The organism is Croceivirga lutea, from assembly GCF_014235875.1.
GTDB classification, from domain to species: Bacteria; Bacteroidota; Bacteroidia; order Flavobacteriales; family Flavobacteriaceae; genus Croceivirga; species Croceivirga lutea.
Window position 1 is genome coordinate 223,498 of record NZ_JACJUK010000001.1, and the last position, 17,260, is coordinate 240,757.

Annotated in this window: 15 protein-coding genes and 1 other RNA gene; 7 read left to right on the plus strand and 9 right to left on the minus strand. The window is 32.9% G+C overall.

Translation table 11 applies throughout. The annotated features are described in order from the left end of the window. Positions 1-27: 27 nt before the first annotated feature. From H5V42_RS01095 to H5V42_RS01115, 5 genes are all read right to left on the minus strand, one after another. On the minus strand, positions 28-189 hold the full coding sequence (locus tag H5V42_RS01095; protein ID WP_185781271.1) for a hypothetical protein: 162 nt from the start codon (positions 187-189) through the stop codon (positions 28-30). A 142-nt stretch (positions 190-331) separates the two neighbouring features. Beyond that, positions 332-1,063 (minus strand): LytR/AlgR family response regulator transcription factor, encoded by a 732-nt coding sequence (locus H5V42_RS01100; protein WP_185781272.1) that lies wholly within the window; start codon positions 1,061-1,063, stop codon positions 332-334. A gap of 101 nt (positions 1,064-1,164) precedes the next feature. Then, positions 1,165-2,739 carry a hypothetical protein gene (locus tag H5V42_RS01105; protein ID WP_206682534.1) on the minus strand — a complete coding sequence of 525 codons (1,575 nt, stop codon included), beginning with the start codon at positions 2,737-2,739 and terminating at the stop codon, positions 1,165-1,167. Further along, complete coding sequence (locus tag H5V42_RS01110) at positions 2,711-3,100, minus strand: acyl-CoA thioesterase (RefSeq protein ID WP_185781273.1); 390 nt, start codon at positions 3,098-3,100, stop codon at positions 2,711-2,713. The genes H5V42_RS01105 and H5V42_RS01110 overlap by 29 nt, the downstream gene beginning before the upstream one ends. Position 3,101: 1 nt before the next feature. Beyond that, on the minus strand, positions 3,102-4,142 hold the full coding sequence (locus tag H5V42_RS01115) for a glutaminyl-peptide cyclotransferase (protein WP_185781274.1): 1,041 nt from the start codon (positions 4,140-4,142) through the stop codon (positions 3,102-3,104). A 77-nt stretch (positions 4,143-4,219) separates the two neighbouring features. On the opposite strand from H5V42_RS01115, the gene ffs reads away from it, so the two are divergent. The 3 genes from ffs (at position 4,220) to fsa (ending at position 5,853) form a co-directional block, all read left to right on the plus strand. Continuing rightward, positions 4,220-4,318: signal recognition particle sRNA small type (ffs, locus tag H5V42_RS01120), an RNA gene on the plus strand. Positions 4,319-4,365: 47 nt separating this feature from the next. Beyond that, positions 4,366-5,175: an SDR family oxidoreductase gene (locus H5V42_RS01125; protein WP_185781275.1), complete on the plus strand. Its 810-nt coding sequence runs from the start codon at positions 4,366-4,368 to the stop codon at positions 5,173-5,175. A gap of 21 nt (positions 5,176-5,196) precedes the next feature. Further along, a complete protein-coding gene (gene fsa, locus H5V42_RS01130; RefSeq protein WP_185781276.1) occupies positions 5,197-5,853 on the plus strand; it encodes a fructose-6-phosphate aldolase in 657 nt (218 codons plus the stop codon). A gap of 52 nt (positions 5,854-5,905) precedes the next feature. Here fsa and H5V42_RS01135 read toward each other — a convergent pair whose 3' ends face one another. After that, a complete protein-coding gene (locus tag H5V42_RS01135) occupies positions 5,906-7,291 on the minus strand; it encodes a transaldolase (protein WP_185781277.1) in 1,386 nt (461 codons plus the stop codon). Between the two features lie 165 nt (positions 7,292-7,456). Here H5V42_RS01135 and H5V42_RS01140 point away from each other — a divergent pair, with 165 nt between their 5' ends. Further along, on the plus strand, positions 7,457-9,091 hold the full coding sequence (locus H5V42_RS01140) for an ABC-F family ATP-binding cassette domain-containing protein (RefSeq protein ID WP_185781278.1): 1,635 nt from the start codon (positions 7,457-7,459) through the stop codon (positions 9,089-9,091). Here H5V42_RS01140 and H5V42_RS01145 read toward each other — a convergent pair. Then, positions 9,088-9,801 (minus strand): hypothetical protein, encoded by a 714-nt coding sequence (locus H5V42_RS01145; RefSeq protein ID WP_185781279.1) that lies wholly within the window; start codon positions 9,799-9,801, stop codon positions 9,088-9,090. The genes H5V42_RS01140 and H5V42_RS01145 overlap by 4 nt on opposite strands. A 221-nt stretch (positions 9,802-10,022) precedes the next feature. On the opposite strand from H5V42_RS01145, the gene H5V42_RS01150 reads away from it, so the two are divergent. Further along, positions 10,023-10,589 carry a fasciclin domain-containing protein gene (locus tag H5V42_RS01150; protein ID WP_185781280.1) on the plus strand — a complete coding sequence of 189 codons (567 nt, stop codon included), beginning with the start codon at positions 10,023-10,025 and terminating at the stop codon, positions 10,587-10,589. An 11-nt stretch (positions 10,590-10,600) separates the two neighbouring features. Here the strand turns inward: H5V42_RS01150 and pheT are convergent, their stop codons facing one another. Continuing rightward, positions 10,601-13,030, minus strand: a complete 2,430-nt coding sequence (gene pheT / locus H5V42_RS01155) for a phenylalanine--tRNA ligase subunit beta (RefSeq protein WP_185781281.1) — start codon at positions 13,028-13,030, stop codon at positions 10,601-10,603. 128 nt (positions 13,031-13,158) lie between these two features. Between pheT and H5V42_RS01160 the strand changes: the two genes are divergently transcribed. Further along, on the plus strand, positions 13,159-14,388 hold the full coding sequence (locus H5V42_RS01160) for a peroxiredoxin family protein (protein WP_185781282.1): 1,230 nt from the start codon (positions 13,159-13,161) through the stop codon (positions 14,386-14,388). An 8-nt stretch (positions 14,389-14,396) separates the two neighbouring features. Here the strand turns inward: H5V42_RS01160 and H5V42_RS01165 are convergent, their stop codons facing one another. Beyond that, complete coding sequence (locus tag H5V42_RS01165) at positions 14,397-15,569, minus strand: 2-isopropylmalate synthase (RefSeq protein WP_185781283.1); 1,173 nt, start codon at positions 15,567-15,569, stop codon at positions 14,397-14,399. Between the two features lie 145 nt (positions 15,570-15,714). Here H5V42_RS01165 and H5V42_RS01170 point away from each other — a divergent pair, with 145 nt between their 5' ends. After that, positions 15,715-17,259 (plus strand): hypothetical protein, encoded by a 1,545-nt coding sequence (locus H5V42_RS01170; protein ID WP_185781284.1) that lies wholly within the window; start codon positions 15,715-15,717, stop codon positions 17,257-17,259. Position 17,260: the final 1 nt, after the last annotated feature.

Consider the following 17,260-nt stretch of genomic DNA (forward strand, 5'->3'; position numbering starts at 1 on the left):
CTACTGTTATAAAATAAATTTAAATTATCAAGAAACACAATTGCCAGTTGGGCAATCTGGATCTGGTAATTCATCTCCATCTGGTGAATCTATATATAGTTGGTCTGTTTCTGCGGTTGCTTCACTTTCACATGATACTAATCCCATTGTAAATATGGCCACGGCTAAAATGCTCATTACTTTTTTCATCTTCTCTAGTTTTAAGGTTAATGATTACTTCTAATTATGACCCAAAACTAGCTTCTCCTTTACCCAAGTACACTTGGGTAAAGGCTTTGTTAGTAACCCGCCTATGTTTGTGAGTATTTAAACAAAATTTGTAAGAAATAGACTAAGAAAGTGTAGAAATGGCGTTTTTGGAGAGCAGCTCTTTAAGCTCGTCTATTTTTTCTCTATAAGTTCTAGAAAAAGGTAAACCCCTTTGATTATTTTTTAAGGTACATATAGATTTACCATAATTAATACGGGCTATGTGATTACTATTGATAATGTAACTCTGGTGAACCCGCACAAAATTCTGTGGCAACTTTTCTTCAAAGGATTTTAATGTTTTAAATGCGCTTATTTTACGACCGTCTCTCATATGAAAATCAGTACTGTTGTTGTCCGCTTTTAAATACAAAATCTCATTAGTATCTAGATAGTGATAATCTTTATAAGATTTTAAGCATAGGGTAGCCGGTATTTGCTCTTTAATAACAAGCCTTTTAAATCTTAATAGTGTTTTTCTTATTTCTACATCTGAACTTGAGACCAACCAATAATCGAAAAAACCGGCCTTAATGGCGTTGTATGCTTTAGATTCATCTTTTGATACCGCTATAATTTTTGGTAAAGTATCCAAGAACTGGTATAAATCATTTATTAATGAGAATACATTATTGTCTTTGTCGTCTATGTTAACAACAACCAAATCTGGCAAATACTTTAAAATTGAATTCTGTAGTTCGCCGTAGTCATTTAGCAAAGCACTACAAGTAAAATTTTTGTATTCTGATAATGCAGTTCTTAAATCTAAAATTGAAGAGGCATTACTGTCAATAATTACATAAGAATAAACCATAATAAAAAGCTTTCTCTAAAGTAATTTCAGCCTTCCACTTATGATTGCACAAAAACCTTAAAAAAAATAGGGTTTAGTGGATATTTGCTAGTTGTATTATGTTAATCAGTTGTTAAGAAAAAATTTATAGCTCCGATATCGGTAGAATTAGCTCTAGAATTGCCGAATAAATCAAACGGTACCTGAATGCCAATATCCGTGTTTCCTGCCCCAATGGCTTCAGACTCTTCAGTCAAAAAAAAGAGGTTTTGAGTTGGATTTAAAAAGCCAGTATTTTTATTAATAGAAGTATTAACGTAAATGCTAGCATTAGTGAAGTCGTAAATTGGTAATTCTTTAAACCTATCATTAATATCATTAAATTTTAACAATGAACTTTCGAAACTAATGTTAAATGCATTTTCACCTTCCTGAAAAAGCAAAAATTCAATGTTTTGATTACCATCTACAATGCAGTTACCAAAATAAGCTTGTTGTAAATCAGCTGATAACAGAGAACCATCAGAAAGCTCAATAAAATTGTCTATTAAGAGGGTAGGTGAGTTTCTAAAACTACTTGTCCAATAATTAGCAAATGTACTATGAAGAAATTCGTAGTTGCCTCCTAAATTTAAATATACAGAGGATTCTCCAGAACTGCCAAAGACACAGTTTTTAGCTTCGATTGTGGCGTTAATACCCCATAAATTAGAAAATGAACTATTGTAGATTTGAGAGTTTACAATGTTCAAATTTACTTCAGAATTGGTAGTAGTACCTTCACAGAGTACTCCGATTGTGGCATTTTTTAAGGTTAAATTTGAAATTGTATTGTCGACGCTTCCCTTTGCTAACCAAATAGCGCCCCATTGCCCTGCCACATTTTCGTAAGCTGTTTCTAGACGGTCTGCTTCAAAAATAACTTCATTTTCTAAGGCTTCGAACGACTCACTCAAGGTGCCATTTACCTGTATAGAAGCATTTTCTGAAACTAGAATTCCAGAATCTTTATGAAAGAATACCCTTGAACCTGCTTCTATTATTAGACTTTTGTTTGGCGGAACTGTAGCATAACCATAGATTACATATGGTTTTTCTTTAGTGAAAATAAGCTCGTTATCCTCCAAATAAAATCCATTTATACTAATTTCTGATTCATCATCGCCCAATAAAATAGATTCTTTGATGCCTTGATTGTCTATAGAGGGAAATAGAAAAATGGCGTCTTTAACTAAACTTACAAGTTCCACTTCCATTGTTTCCGTAGCTAATGTAAACTGAATGGCATCGGTATTTAAGAATTCATTAGCAACAAACTCTGTTTGTGTAGCAGTTGTTTCAATAAAAACGAACAAACTATCTTTTGCGAGAATTGAAACATCATTAAAATTAACACCTGCCTCGCCATCAACATTCAAACGGTAATTTGAATTTTCGTTTCTAAGTGAAATATTTGGAATGGTTACCGCTGTATTTTCTTTGTTATATACCTTAAATGAATAGGTTCTGCTCGAAATATTTGAAAAAATAGTGTCTAAAAAAACGGTATCCTTAGAAAATTCTAATGTGTTAGCAACTATTTTCTCATTAAAATCTTCGCGGCAAGAGGCAAGGCCAACCATTAGTACAATAAGACTAATTGTTGCAATCCATTTGATATTAATCAGTTTATGAAAACAATTCAATAAGATGCTCATGAATTCTTTTTGGTTTCATGCTTTTTCGTTCTAACATGCACCATTCTGTAAGCGCAGAAACTAAAATGTTATTGCTTTTTGAATCTATAATTTCAACTTTACGCCAACAGAGTGGTCCTTTCCATTTAGAGATTTGAGTAACTAATTTTAGTTTATCATCTAAAAACGCACTTTTGTGATATGTTATGTTGTGATTTCTTACCACCCAGACATAATTATCTACCACTTCTTTTGGAGCAATGGTCGACCAATGAGCTCTGGAGATTTCTTGTATCCAGGTTAAAAATTGCACGTTATTAACGTGCTTGTTTTCATCTAAATGCTCTATGGTTACCAAAACAGTTTGAGTAAATAACCTCACGCTACTTTTTTGTTATAATGACTTCAAACAATTTGCTCCAATTTTTTCCAGTTACGAAAAAAGTACCTTTTTCAGGATGGTAGGCTATACCATTTAGCACGTCTAAGGCATCGTGTTGTTCAACTTTGCTTTTTAATCCACTAAAGTTAACCACCCCTTCTATTGCACCTGACGTAGCATCTATAATCATCATACTTTCTTTTTGCCATACATTGGCATAGATTTTTCCATCTACAAACTCTAACTCGTTTGCTTTATTAAATATAGATTTATTGGTTACGGTTTCTATATGGTCTTCTTCGATATAGGTTTCCGGATTTAAAATCCATATTTTTTCAGTTCCATCACTTTTGTAAATTCTATTACCATCATTACAAAGACCCCATCCTTCTTTACTTTCACCATAGCTAAAACTTTCAATTTTAGAAAGGTCTTTACTACTGTAAACGTATCCAATCTTATTTTGCCATGTAAGCTGTATTACTTTGTTGCCTAATAAGGTAAGTCCTTCACCAAATTCTGAATTTTTCAACGCAATTTCTTGCAAAACTTCACCTGTCTTATAATCAACTTTTCTAAGTGTTGACTGTCCTAAACGGCCAGTACTTTCGAACAGGGTATCATTTTTAAATTCTAAGCCTTGGGTAAATGCATTTTTATCATGAGGAAATTCGTTTACAATTTCATAGGTATAAACTGCGGGAGGATTTGCAGCGAGTATGCTGACTTTTTTTGTAATTTCTACAGAAGTATCATCATAAAAAACTTTTGCAACCAAAAGCTTTTGACCTAATTTTTGCACAGATAAAGCGAGTTTGCCATTGTTTTCTGTAATTTCTTCACCATCTATTGAATATTCCACATTTGTAATAGATTTATTCTTCTTGTTTTGTATGGCAACGCCAACCAAATCTCCATTTTGAAATTTGTTATTTTTTCCTTCCAAATCAATACTAAAAAATTTGGTGGCATCTGAAGTGCTTCCACAGGCTGTTATTAAACAAGTTACAGTTATTACAATTAGAAATGAGATTCTTTTCATTTTATAAATTAATTGAAATACCAAATTACACATGCAAGTTGATTGCAGCAAATTTAAAAGGGTTGTATATTTGCAGCCGGCAAGTCCTACACGACCAGCTCCTGTAGAATCCCCCAGGGCGGGAACGCAGCAAGGGTATACGGTCGTAGCGGTGCGATGTAGGTAGCTTGCCTTTTTTTATGCCTTATTTTTACCTACTTAATTTTCTATTTTACCTCTTCAGATGAGCAAACAAGTAGTTTTAGTAACAGGTGGTTCTGGCGGAATTGGCAAGGCCATTTGCATGTATCTTCAGCAAAAAGGTTTTATTGTTTACGGTACCACCAGAAAAGTTGAAAAGTATAAAGATTTTTCAGATTTCAATCTTATTTCTTTAGACGTACATAATGTGGAAAGTATAAAATCGGCAGTACTGTCAATTGTCAAAAAAGAGGGAAGAATAGACATTTTAATTAATAATGCGGGGATAGGTATAACAGGGCCCGTAGAAGAAACACCGGAAGAAGCCATAGATAAAGTTTTTAACACGAATTTTAAAGGACCCTTACGAATGATACAAGAGGTGCTTCCAGTGATGCGAAGTCAAAATTCAGGTTTGATTATTAATATAACTTCTATTGCAGGTTATATGGGATTGCCATTTAGGGCATTTTATTCAGCATCTAAAGGTGCTTTAGAAGTTGTTGTAGAGGGTTTACGTATGGAAACAAAGCAATTTGGAGTTAAGGTTGTAAATCTTGCACCTGGAGACTACGCAACTAATATTGCTGATAGTAGATATACAGTAAGTGCATCAAAAGATTCTGTTTATAAAGAGTCTTACCAAATGTCTTTAGATTTAATGAACGCGCATGTAGATTCGGGAAGAAATCCTAATGAAGTTGCCAAAAAGATTTTTAAGATAATAAAAACTAAAAATCCAAAAGTTCATTACACCGTAGGTTCGTTCATGCAAAAGTTTTCAATTTTCTTAAAGAAAATATTACCAAATAACACGTTTGAAAGGTTACTTTTACGTCATTATAAATTGTAGAGCAATTAAATACAACACATTATGAAATTTTTTATCGATACTGCCAATCTTGACCAAATTAAAGAAGCTCAGGCTTTAGGGGTTTTAGATGGTGTTACTACAAACCCGTCTTTAATGGCCAAAGAAGGTATTACAGGCCAAGAAAACATTCTAAAACACTATGTAGACATTTGTAACATAGTAGAAGGTGATGTATCGGCTGAAGTTATAGCAACTGATTTTGAGGGTATGGTTAAAGAGGGTGAGGCTTTAGCAGCATTGCACTCTCAAATAGTAGTTAAATTACCCATGATTGCTGATGGAGTAAAAGCATGTAAGTATTTTACAGACAAAGGCATTAGAACAAATGTAACATTAGTTTTCTCACCGGGTCAGGCGCTGTTAGCTGCAAAAGCAGGTGCTACTTATGTTTCGCCATTTATTGGCCGACTAGATGATATTTCAACAGACGGCTTAAACCTTATCGCAGAGATTAGACAGATTTACGATAACTATGGTTTTACAACTGAAATATTAGCTGCATCTGTAAGACACACTATGCATGTGATTGATTGTGCTAAAATTGGTGCAGATGTTATGACAGGACCATTGTCAGCAATAAAAGGCCTTTTAAAGCATCCTTTAACTGATATTGGTTTAGAAAAGTTTTTAGCGGATTACAAAAAAGGTAATTCTTAAGATTGCTTACTGTAGCATTAATAAAGACCACTCAATTTTGGGTGGTTTTTTTTTAAAAGGAAGAGTAAAGGTTTCCAAACCCCTCTTTAATAATAGTGTCTTTAGTTATAACACATTTATTAAAACCATCTATTATTAGATTACTTCTAACTTCATCAATATCTGAACTTAAAAATTGATTGTTGGTAGAAAGACCTGACTCATTGATAATACTTTTCCACTGACTTTCAGAGGTGCGCAAACAAATACCTATAAAATTTAAATCAGGATTTTGAGTTTTTAAGGTGGCAATTTGTTTATGTACATTTCTAAAGTGCTTTTTTTGCACTCCAGACCAAAAATAGATTACATTTTTATTAGGACTTACAACCTGAGGTAAACCTTTAACTTCACCATTATAGGTTGAAAGAATAATGTTAGGCAACGTATTGTTTGATTGTAGATTACGAATACCTTTAACTAAACCCTGAATTTCTTGTTTGTGGTCTTCATTTGTAGAGAGTCCTTCATATTTTGAAACAAAATCTTGGGTTCCTTGTGTAATTTTATGTTCTTTTAAAAGTGCATCAACAGCAACACTTCTAAATAGGTTATTTCGTAAATCTTCATTCTCAACAGTGCTATCAATTAGTTTTAACTTATGATTGTTAAGGTGAATATAATTTTCTGGAGTATGATTTTTAGAACCGCAATCTCTAAGGCAAGACATGTAACTTAAATTACTAAAATGATACTTCATATAATCATAATAGGGTCTAAAGTAAACCAGTTCATTGTGGTTTAAATCTATCTTTTTTCGATACTGATAATAATTATCATCTAAAGCATGAATTGTCTCTTCACCAGTGTGTTTTTTATGATAGAAAGGATATTTTTCTTTGTAGATGTAACTATTATAATCAATGGCAGCCATAGCCATCGAAGCTGCTTCCTTTGACAACTCGTCAGAAGCAATTAAATCTTTTAGCTCATCATTTTTTAAAGTTCTAAGCGAATCAATTTTTGCGCTAAAATCTGTTGGTTTTAATTTGTAAAGTGAGTTAACGTATCTTTCTTCATCTTCGAAGTTTAAGAACATTTCAATTAGAAAATTGTTAATACCCTGATTTGTTCCTGAGAATACCAGAGATTCATCAAAAGCATTGGTATTTAAACGTATAATAATACTATCTCCTTTTTCTAAGTAAACATATTGTAATTCTGGAGCGTGATTGAAATGATGAAGGCCTTCATTTACTTCATTAACAACAAACTTAAATTGATTGTTAGTGTCTATTTTGGCAGAATCAACAACAATATCGTCCTTATAAAGCACAACATAATCACTAGTTGGATTAACAATTTCGCCCGCAAAATAGGCCGATTCCGAATTGTTATTTTTTTCTGTATTGCAGGAGAACAATAGGGAACAAGCAAGTAACAAATAAAAATTCTTCATTCAAATCTTTAGAGGATAACAAATCTAACAATCGGTATTAAGTAGACTTGTTAACAGCTAGTTAAATGTTGTAAATATCAGATTTATAGTGGTTTAAAGCCTAGGAATTAATTTAAGAATACCAGTTTAATTTGGTTATTTTTGCAAAAAAATTAGAATACATTTATGTTATCAGTTTCAAATCTATCTGTACAGTTTGGTAAACGCGTTTTATTTGATGAGGTTAATGTTGCCTTTACAGATGGTAATTGCTACGGCATTATTGGTGCAAACGGGGCAGGTAAATCTACCTTCTTAAAAATTTTAGCAAAGCAAATTGACCCAACTTCTGGTCATGTACATTTAGAACCAGGAAAACGCATGTCTGTTCTAGAACAGAACCATAATGCGTACGATGAAAATCCGGTTTTAGAAACGGTGATGATGGGTAACAAGCCTTTATTTAAGATTAAAACTCAAATTGATGAGTTATATGCTGACTATACGGATGAAAATGCTGAAAAAATAGGGGAGTTACAAGTACAGTTCGAAGAAATGAATGGTTGGAATGCAGAAAGTGATGCTGCTGCCTTATTGAGCAACTTAGGAATTGCTGAAGAATACCATTTTACTCCTATGGCTGATTTAGATAGCAAATTAAAAGTTAGGGTCTTATTGGCGCAAGCTTTATTTGGAAATCCTGATGTACTAATCATGGATGAGCCTACAAACGATTTAGATTATGAAACCATCTCATGGCTAGAAGATTTTTTAGCCATGTATGATAATACTGTAATTGTAGTTTCTCACGATAGACATTTTTTAGATGCGGTATGTACCAGCATTGCTGACATAGATTTTGGTAAAATCAATTTATTTTCTGGTAACTACACATTTTGGTATGAGAGTAGCCAATTAGCCGCTAGACAAAGAGCACAGCAAAACAAAAAGGCGGAAGAAAAAGCCAAAGAATTGCAAGAGTTTATTCAACGTTTTAGTGCTAACGTTGCTAAGAGTAAACAAGCTACATCACGTAAAAAAATGCTAGATAAGCTAAAAGTTGATGAAATTAAACCATCAAGTAGAAGATATCCTGCAATTATTTTTGAAAGAGAGCGAGAGGCTGGCGACCAAATTTTGAATGTTGAGGGGCTTTCAGCAAAAACAGATGAAGGAGAAATATTATTTGAAAATGTTGATATAAACCTTGCTAAAGGAGATAAAGTAGCTATTATCTCTAAAGATTCTAGGGCCACCACAGCGTTTTATGAAATTATCACAGGTAATAAAGAGTTACAAGGCGGTAAATTTCAGTGGGGTGTTACTACTGGTCAATCTTATTTACCCGCAGATAATGCTGAGTATTTTCAGGAAAATATCAACCTTGTAGACTGGTTAAGACAATGGGCAAAGACTGAAGAAGAAAAAGAAGAAGTTTTCTTACGAGGGTTTTTGGGTAAAATGTTATTTAGCGGAGAGGAAGCTTTAAAGAAATGTACAGTATTGTCTGGAGGTGAAAAAGTAAGATGCATGCTCAGCCGAATGATGATGCTTAGAGCAAATGTTTTATTGTTAGATGAACCAACAAACCACTTAGATTTAGAAAGTATTACAGCCTTTAATAATTCACTTAAAAACTTTAAAGGCACGGTGCTAATGACAACACATGACCATGCCTTTGTACAATCTGTAGCAAATAGAGTAATAGAGTTAACGCCTAAGGGTGTAATTGATAGGTATTTATCGTTTGATGATTACATGACAGATAAAACTATCAGAGAGCAGCGTACAAAAATGTACACTACCGTTTCTGTAGGCTAAGCGTTAAAATATTTACTGTTCCAAATAGCCGGGTTAAAGTTTTTTCCTCTTGCAAAGCCATAGTAAATAACAATGGCTCCAATCATTTTAAAATTAAAAAGAAAAATCATTACAAACTCGGCTGTGGTATCTGTTTTAGAAAATAGGCCAGATGGCACTAAAAAGGTGATTAAAAAACTAACCAACATTGTTACTAGCGCAAGGTTAATAATGTTTTTAAATGGCCAAACCAGCATTTTTCTTAAAGGATGTAAGTCATTACCCCATTTATGAATTAGGTAATAATAACCGTTACCAATAGGAGCAAATAATAACGGGTCGTCTTTATCAGCTAATTTAAAAAGCTTAGAAGGCGCCATAATTTTAAAACCCTGAAGTGATGTGCTGTGCTCTTTTTCTAGTTGTTTAATCTGAGAAATTGCTTCTGTTGGAATTTCCCCTTTAAAATATTTTGAATCTAAAAAGCGTAAACGATAATCAATACATATATTTCTTATAGTATTGATATGATAAATTCGATTTGACTCTAGGTTATCAAAATCGAAGTTATTCTCCTTTATAACGCTATTAGAAGATAACTTATCTTCAATTCCCTGTCTACATAACTCATCTTCTTTTAAAATTTGAGCTACTTGTTCCAAAACATCAACATCCGGAATTGATTTGGACTGAAAAACACGAAGTTTTTCTTCAATATTAGTCTTGTTCATTTTCTTTTTTTAGCAATTAACTCAAAGTTAGAAAAATATCTCTTTTGATTCAAATTGTAGGAGTAAGAATCAATATGTTAATAAATTGTTAAAACCGATAAACTGCATAGGCTAAATGTCCCAATAATTCTTAAAAGTTGTTATTTTGTCGACATTAATGTGCATTTCAACGATACATTATACTAATTTGAACACTTGACAAACAATCTAACTACTGAAAAATGAACTTCCCCCGTACTATTTTTTTGGTTTGCTTTTTGCTAACCATCTCTTTATCAGTATATAGTCAAAACAATAGTTTAAATACTATTCCTGCGGCTATATATTTAACCGGTGGTTCATTACACAATTCTTCTGGTTCAGATTCTTTAAAACATCGCACATTTAATGCTGCTTTGAAAATTACGCAGCTAGACGACTTATTAAAAAATAGTGGTTCGTTTACCATTTTTGCACCTACAGAAAATGCTTTTTCTCAATTTTCAGCAACAAAGCTTAGGGAGTTATTTCTATCAGATGATAAAAAAGCATTGAATTATCTGCTTTCTTCTCATATTGTTCCAGGCAAGTTAACTGCCTCAAAGATTTTAAAGGCAATGTGTAATGGTGGGGGTAAAGCGGTTTTTACTACCATACAAGGAAATAAGTTAACAGCTACCATGTCTGGTGTTGATATTGTTTTAACTGATAGTACTGGTAATAAAACGAGGATTACAACTGCAGATTTAAAACAAGATAACACTGTTATTCATGAGATAGACAGCGTAATGGTTGCATCAAGAATTTAATTTTTTTATTTCTATCTAAGTTCGGCTCCAAGTTTAGTTTCAAAAGACTTCTGAAGTTTCTGCATTGTTTTATCAATTTGTTTGTCTGTTAGCGTTTTATTTTCATCTTGTAACATAAAGCTAACCGCATACGACTTTTTGCCTCGTGGCAATTTATCACCTACGTAAACATCGAACAAATTCATTGATTTTAATAAGCCCTTTTCAGTATTTAAGGCCAATTCATTAATTTCTTTATAAGAAATATTTTCATCAACAAGTAATGCCAAATCTCTCTTTACAGCTGGGAACTTTGGAATATCCTTAAATTGTATAGCATTATTTTTAACCAAATCTAAAACCGTTTTCCAAGAAATATCAGCATAAAATACGCTAGACTTTAATTCGAATGAATTGGTGTGTTTTTTCTGAACTATACCTAGTTGAGCAATCTTTTTTTTCTTGTAGACAAATTCTAGTCCTTCTGAAAAAATATTTGTTGCTTCTAAAGCCTTTTGTTTTATGTTGGTAATACCTAATCTTTCAAAAACGGTTTCTAAAAGACCTTTAAAGTAGAAAAAATCTGTAGGTTGCTGACTAATGGCCCAATTTTCAGGAGTTAAGTTGCCTGTAACAAAAAGCGAAAGATGTTCTTCTTCGACATACTTATCATTTACTTTTTGATAGGTTTTTTCAAAAGAGAATAACTTTAAATCGCTATTTTTTCTATTAGAATTATGCCTTAAGACTTCCAAGCCAGACTGTAAGGTGTTTGTTCGTAAAATAGCTAAATCCGCGCTTAACGGATTTAACATTGAAACTGCAATTTCTTCAGAATTGGAAGTGATAGAGCCATCAATCTGACTACTTGTTAAGCTATTGGTCAAAATTTCAAAATAACCTCGACCAACTAGCAAATTGGCAACTACATTCTGTAAACTATGGTTTTCTACTTTAGCCGTAGGAGCTACAGATGTAGTAAATTTTTGTTTGAAATCAATATTATTATAGCCATAAACACGCAAAATCTCTTCAATAACATCAACTTCTCTGGTAACATCTGTTCTGTAAGAAGGTACTGTAAGGCCTAATCCAGATTCAGTTACATTATTAATTTTAATTTCAAGCGCTGTTAAGATTGATTTAATGGTTTCTCGTGGAATCTCTTGACCAATTAATTTATTGATACGTTCAAAGGTTAGAAAGACTTGACATTCTTCTTTTTTAATAGGAAATAAATCAACAATTTCTGAGCTTATTTCTCCACCGGCTATTTCTAGAATTAAAATAGCAGCTCTTTTAAGTGCATATTTACAAAGATTTATATCTATTCCTCTTTCAAATCGAAAAGAGGCATCGGTATTTAAACCATGTCTTTTTGCTGTTTTTCTTATTGAAATAGGGTCAAAATAAGCGCTTTCTAAAAAAATAGAAGTAGTATTCTTAGTAACACCAGAAAATTCTCCACCAAAAACACCAGCAATACACATGGGTTTTTCACCGTCGCAAATCATTAAATCATCTTGGTGCAAGGTTCTCTTTTCTCCGTCAAGGGTAACAAATTCGGTATCTTTTGCTAAGGTCTTAACTTTAATTTGTTTTCCTTTAATGCGCTCTGCATCAAAAGCGTGTAGTGGTTGTCCTAATTCATGCAACACGTAATTTGTAGCATCAACTACGTTGTTAATTGGACTTAAGCCAATAGCTTTTAATCTATTTTGTAACCAAGATGGTGATTCTTGTACAGAAATATTATCAATAGTTACCCCACAATATCTTGGAGCAAGTTTTTCATCTTCAACTTCAACATCTATTTTTAGGGTTCTGTTGTCCACAGCAAAAGCACTGACTGATGGGGAAATTAATTCAAGATTTATCTCTTGTTGTATTAATCCTGCTCTTAAATCTCTGGCAACACCCATATGACTCATAGCATCTGAGCGGTTAGGCGTAAGACCAATTTCAATGGTATAATCATTTTCTACATCAAAAATGTCAATACAAGGCGTACCAGGTTTTAGGTCATTATTTAAAACCATAATTCCGTCGTGATTGGTACCTAAACCAAGCTCATCTTCAGCACAAATCATTCCGTGGCTTTCTTCACCTCTAATTTTACCTTTTTTAATTTTCCAAGCTTCGCCTTCGGCAGTATATAAAATTGTTCCAATGGTAGCTACTGGTACTTTTTGACCTTCAGCTACATTGGGTGCACCACAAACAATTTGCACTGGACTTGCTGTACCAATATCAACGGTGGTTAGTTTAAGTCTATCTGCATTAGGGTGTTGAACGCAGGCTAAGACATTACCTACTACAATACCTTTTAATCCTCCTTTCACAGACTCAAATTCAGTTACACCTTCTACTTCTAAACCAAGGTCAGTTAAGAGTTCTGAGGTTTTTTCAACATCCCAATCTAATTGTAAAAATTGCTTGAGCCAGTTATAAGAGATTTTCATTGATCAAAATTAACGTCAGCAAAGATAATCTTTGATAGAAAGCTTTCAAAAGCAAACCCAATCAAGTTTTATCATATATTTAAAAGTGAACCATTATATTTTATTTATACTTGAAAAAATTTTTTAAAATGAAGAAATCGCTCCTTGGTTTTATAGTAATAATGCTATTTGTTGGATGTAAAAAAGAGACCGAAAATCCAAAATTAAAAGTGGGTGCCTGGAAGGGGATTATGACGGTTTCTGAAAATCATGAGCTTCCATTTAATTTTCAAGTTGTAAATGCATTAAATAATCAATTAGAGTTAAGAGTTTCAAATGCTGATGAAGAGGTTGTGCTAGATGAAATAGCATATAAAGGTGATAGTATTTTTATTAAAATGTCTGTTTTTGATGGTATCATTAAAGGAACTTTTACTGACAATAGCATTAATGGCAGTTTCATTGAGGAACCTAGAGATAGAGTAGTGCCATTTAAAGCCACATTTACAGATTCGCCAAGGTTTGAAGATGTCGACAAAGCTAAGATTGATGTTTCTGGAATTTGGGAAGTGAGTTTTAATTATGAAAATGAAGAAGATTTTTATCCAGCTAAAGGAATTTTCACCCAAAACGATGGTGTTGTAACGGGTACATTTAGAACTCCAACCGGTGATTACAGGTATTTAGAAGGTGTTGTAGATGGTGAAGAATTAAAACTATCCACATTTGATGGTACACATGCATTTTTGTTTTTAGCAAATGCCTCTGATAGCACGTTAACTGGTACATTCTATTCAGGAACACATTCCATTGAAAAATTTAAGGCTAAACGTAACGAAGCATTTGAATTACCAAATGCTGATGAACTTACTTATTTAAAAGAAGGGTATTCCAAATTTGATTTTTCATTTATAGATACCGCAAAAAACAAAGTAAGTCTATCTGATGAAAGATTTAAAGATAAGGTGGTGCTTGTACAAATTATGGGTACTTGGTGCCCCAATTGTTTAGACGAGTCTAGGTTTTACGTAGATTATCTTAAGAATAATCCTAATGATGACTTAGCAATAGTGGCTCTAGCCTTTGAGTATGCAAAAACCGAAGAAAAGGCTCTAGAAAAACTTAAAAGATTCAAAAACAAAGAAAGTGTGCCGTATTCTGTATTACTGGCGCAATATGGTGGTGCGGATAAAGACAAGGCAAATAAAAAGTTACCTATGCTAAATCATGTATTGTCTTACCCTACTACGATTTACATTGATAAATCTGGTAATGTGAGAAAAATTCATACCGGGTTTAACGGTCCAGCAACTGGAGAAAAATATGTAGAGTTTCAGAATGAATTTAAAGAGACATTAAATAAATTATTGACGGAATAGTAAACAATCTAGGCAAGATTCTTTAATTCAATGTTAGAGGTTTCAATAATTTGGTGAATATCTTCATCTACAATTTCTTTCTTGCGGTCTGCAAACTTTAAAAAGTTATCATAAACAGCATCTAATTGCACTTTAGTTAGCTCATAGCCAACATTTTTAGCTCTGTATGCTAAGGCAGCTCTACCACTTCTGGCAGTAAGTACAATAGAAGATTCACTTACGCCAACGTCTGCAGGGTCTATAATTTCATAAGTCTCCCTGTTTTTAATAACCCCGTCTTGATGAATTCCAGAACTATGCGCAAAAGCATTGGAACCAACAATAGCCTTATTAGGTTGAACTAACATTCCCATTTTGTCAGAGACCATTTGGCTAGTATCATTCAGCAATTTGCTGTTGATATTGGTATCTAAGTTTAAATCTGGATGTTGACGCATAATCATAACCACTTCTTCTAAAGAAGTGTTACCTGCACGTTCACCAATACCATTGATAGTACATTCAATTTGTCTTGCACCATTAATAACTCCGGCAATAGAATTTGCAGTAGCTAAACCTAAATCGTTATGGCAGTGGCAAGATAAAATGGCTTTATCTATACCTTTTACATTTTCTTTAAGGTATTTCATTTTTGCCCCATATTCTTCAGGCAAACAATAACCAGTAGTATCTGGAATGTTAAGCACCGTAGCTCCTGCCTTAATGACCGCTTCGCAGACTCGTGCTAAATATTCATTGTCTGTTCTACCAGCATCTTCTGCATAGAATTCAACATCCTCAACAAACTTTTTGGCATAGGCTACGGCCGCTACAGCACGTTCTATGATGTCTTCTTGATTAGATTTGAACTTATATTTAATATGAGATTCAGAGGTACCAATACCAGTATGAATTCTAGGTCTTTTAGCATATTTAATGGCCTCAGCAGCAACCTCAATATCTTTTTTTACTGATCGCGTTAAACCACAAACAGTAGCGTTTTTAACCAATTTGGCAATTTCACTAACTGAATTAAAATCACCAGGACTTGAAATAGGAAAACCAGCTTCAATAACATCAACACCTAAAACATCTAAACGTTCCGCAATAACTAACTTTTGTTTGGTGTCTAATTTACAACCAGGCACTTGTTCGCCATCTCGTAATGTTGTATCAAAAATATGTACCCTATCTTTACCCATTGTAGTTCTTGGTTTTAACTGAATAAACGAAAATAAGACTCAAATAAAATGCGTAGTGTCATTTCTAAAAGATGATACAATGTTGAGTTTTAAAATGATATTTTTAAATATTTGATTTAAAATAAGTTAGGTAATATTTATTACGATGACAAATACCCAAACCGACCCTCTATTTGTATTAGTAAAATCGCTTTCTAAGTCAGAAAAAAGACAATTTAAATTATATGTTGGTAGGCTAGGTGTAAATGCTGACGCCAAATTTTTGGCATTATTCAATTTATTGGATAAGCTTAAAAAGTACGATGAATCGCAAATATTACAGAATGGTATTGTAAAAAAGGCACAATTATCAAATCTTAAAGCGCATTTATACAAACAGATATTAATTAGTTTAAGGCTTAATCCTGTAAATCAAAATATAAGAGTTCAAATTCGTGAGCAACTAGATTTTGCTACCATTCTTTACCAAAAGGGTTTATATAAACAAAGTTTAAAACTTTTAGACAAGGCAAAAAACATGGCCGTAGACAACGAAGAAAAAAATGTTGCCTATGAGATTGTTGAATTAGAAAAAATTATTGAAACTCAATATATAACCAGAAGTATACCTCAACGTGCCGAAGAATTAGTCAACCAGGCTAAAGAATTATCACAGCAAAATGTCATTACTAGTAAACTATCCAATTTATCATTGCAATTGTATGGTATGATGTTAAAATTGGGTTATGTTAGAAATGATGAGGACCTTTCTAAGGTAACTAGCTATTTTACTGAAAACATGCCAGAATGTGATTTAAAAAAGCTGGGTTTTAGAGAAAAGTTATGGTATTATAAGGCTCATCTTTGGCATAGTTTATTAACACAAGATTTTCTTTCCTCCTATAAGTACGCCAGTAAATGGGTAGACTTGTTTTATGAGAACGAAGAGATGATTGCACTAAATCCTGTTTTTTTCTTAAAAGGAAATAATTATTTATTAGAATCGCAGTTTTTTGTAAAATATGCGTCTCAGTTCAGAAACACCTTAACCATGTTAGAAGAGGTTGTATCTAGAAAAGATTTTCCTCAAAATGATAATATTACCTCTTTGGTATTTCTGTACCTTAATTCTAATAAACTCAATCTACATTTTCTTGAAGGAACCTTTGAAAAAGGGCTGTATTTAGTAGCTATAATTGAATACGGTATTAAAAAACACCGCGCAAGAATAGATGAGCATCATATTATGTTGTTGTATTATAAAATTGCATGTTTATATTTTGGGGTAGGGGATAACAAAACTTGTATTGAATATTTAAAGCGAATAATCCATAACAAGAATTTAAAAATGAGAGAAGATTTAATGTGTTTTGCTCGAGTATTGAGCTTGGTTGCACATTATGAAGCGGGTATGGATTATCATTTAGAAGTGCAACTAAAAAGTACCTACAAGTTCTTATTAAAAATGAACGATTTACACGCCGTTCAAAAAGAAATGATTAAGTTTTTACGCGGGTTAGGAGAGATATATCCAACTGATTTAAAAAATGAGTTCCAAAAATTATATGACAACCTTAAGCAATACGAAAATCACCCATATGAGAAAAGGGCATTTTTATATTTAGATATTTTGTCTTGGTTAGAAAGTCATCTTCAAAACAAACCAGTGGGTCAAATTATTAGAGAAAAAGCGTTAGCAGTAACCCGGTAAT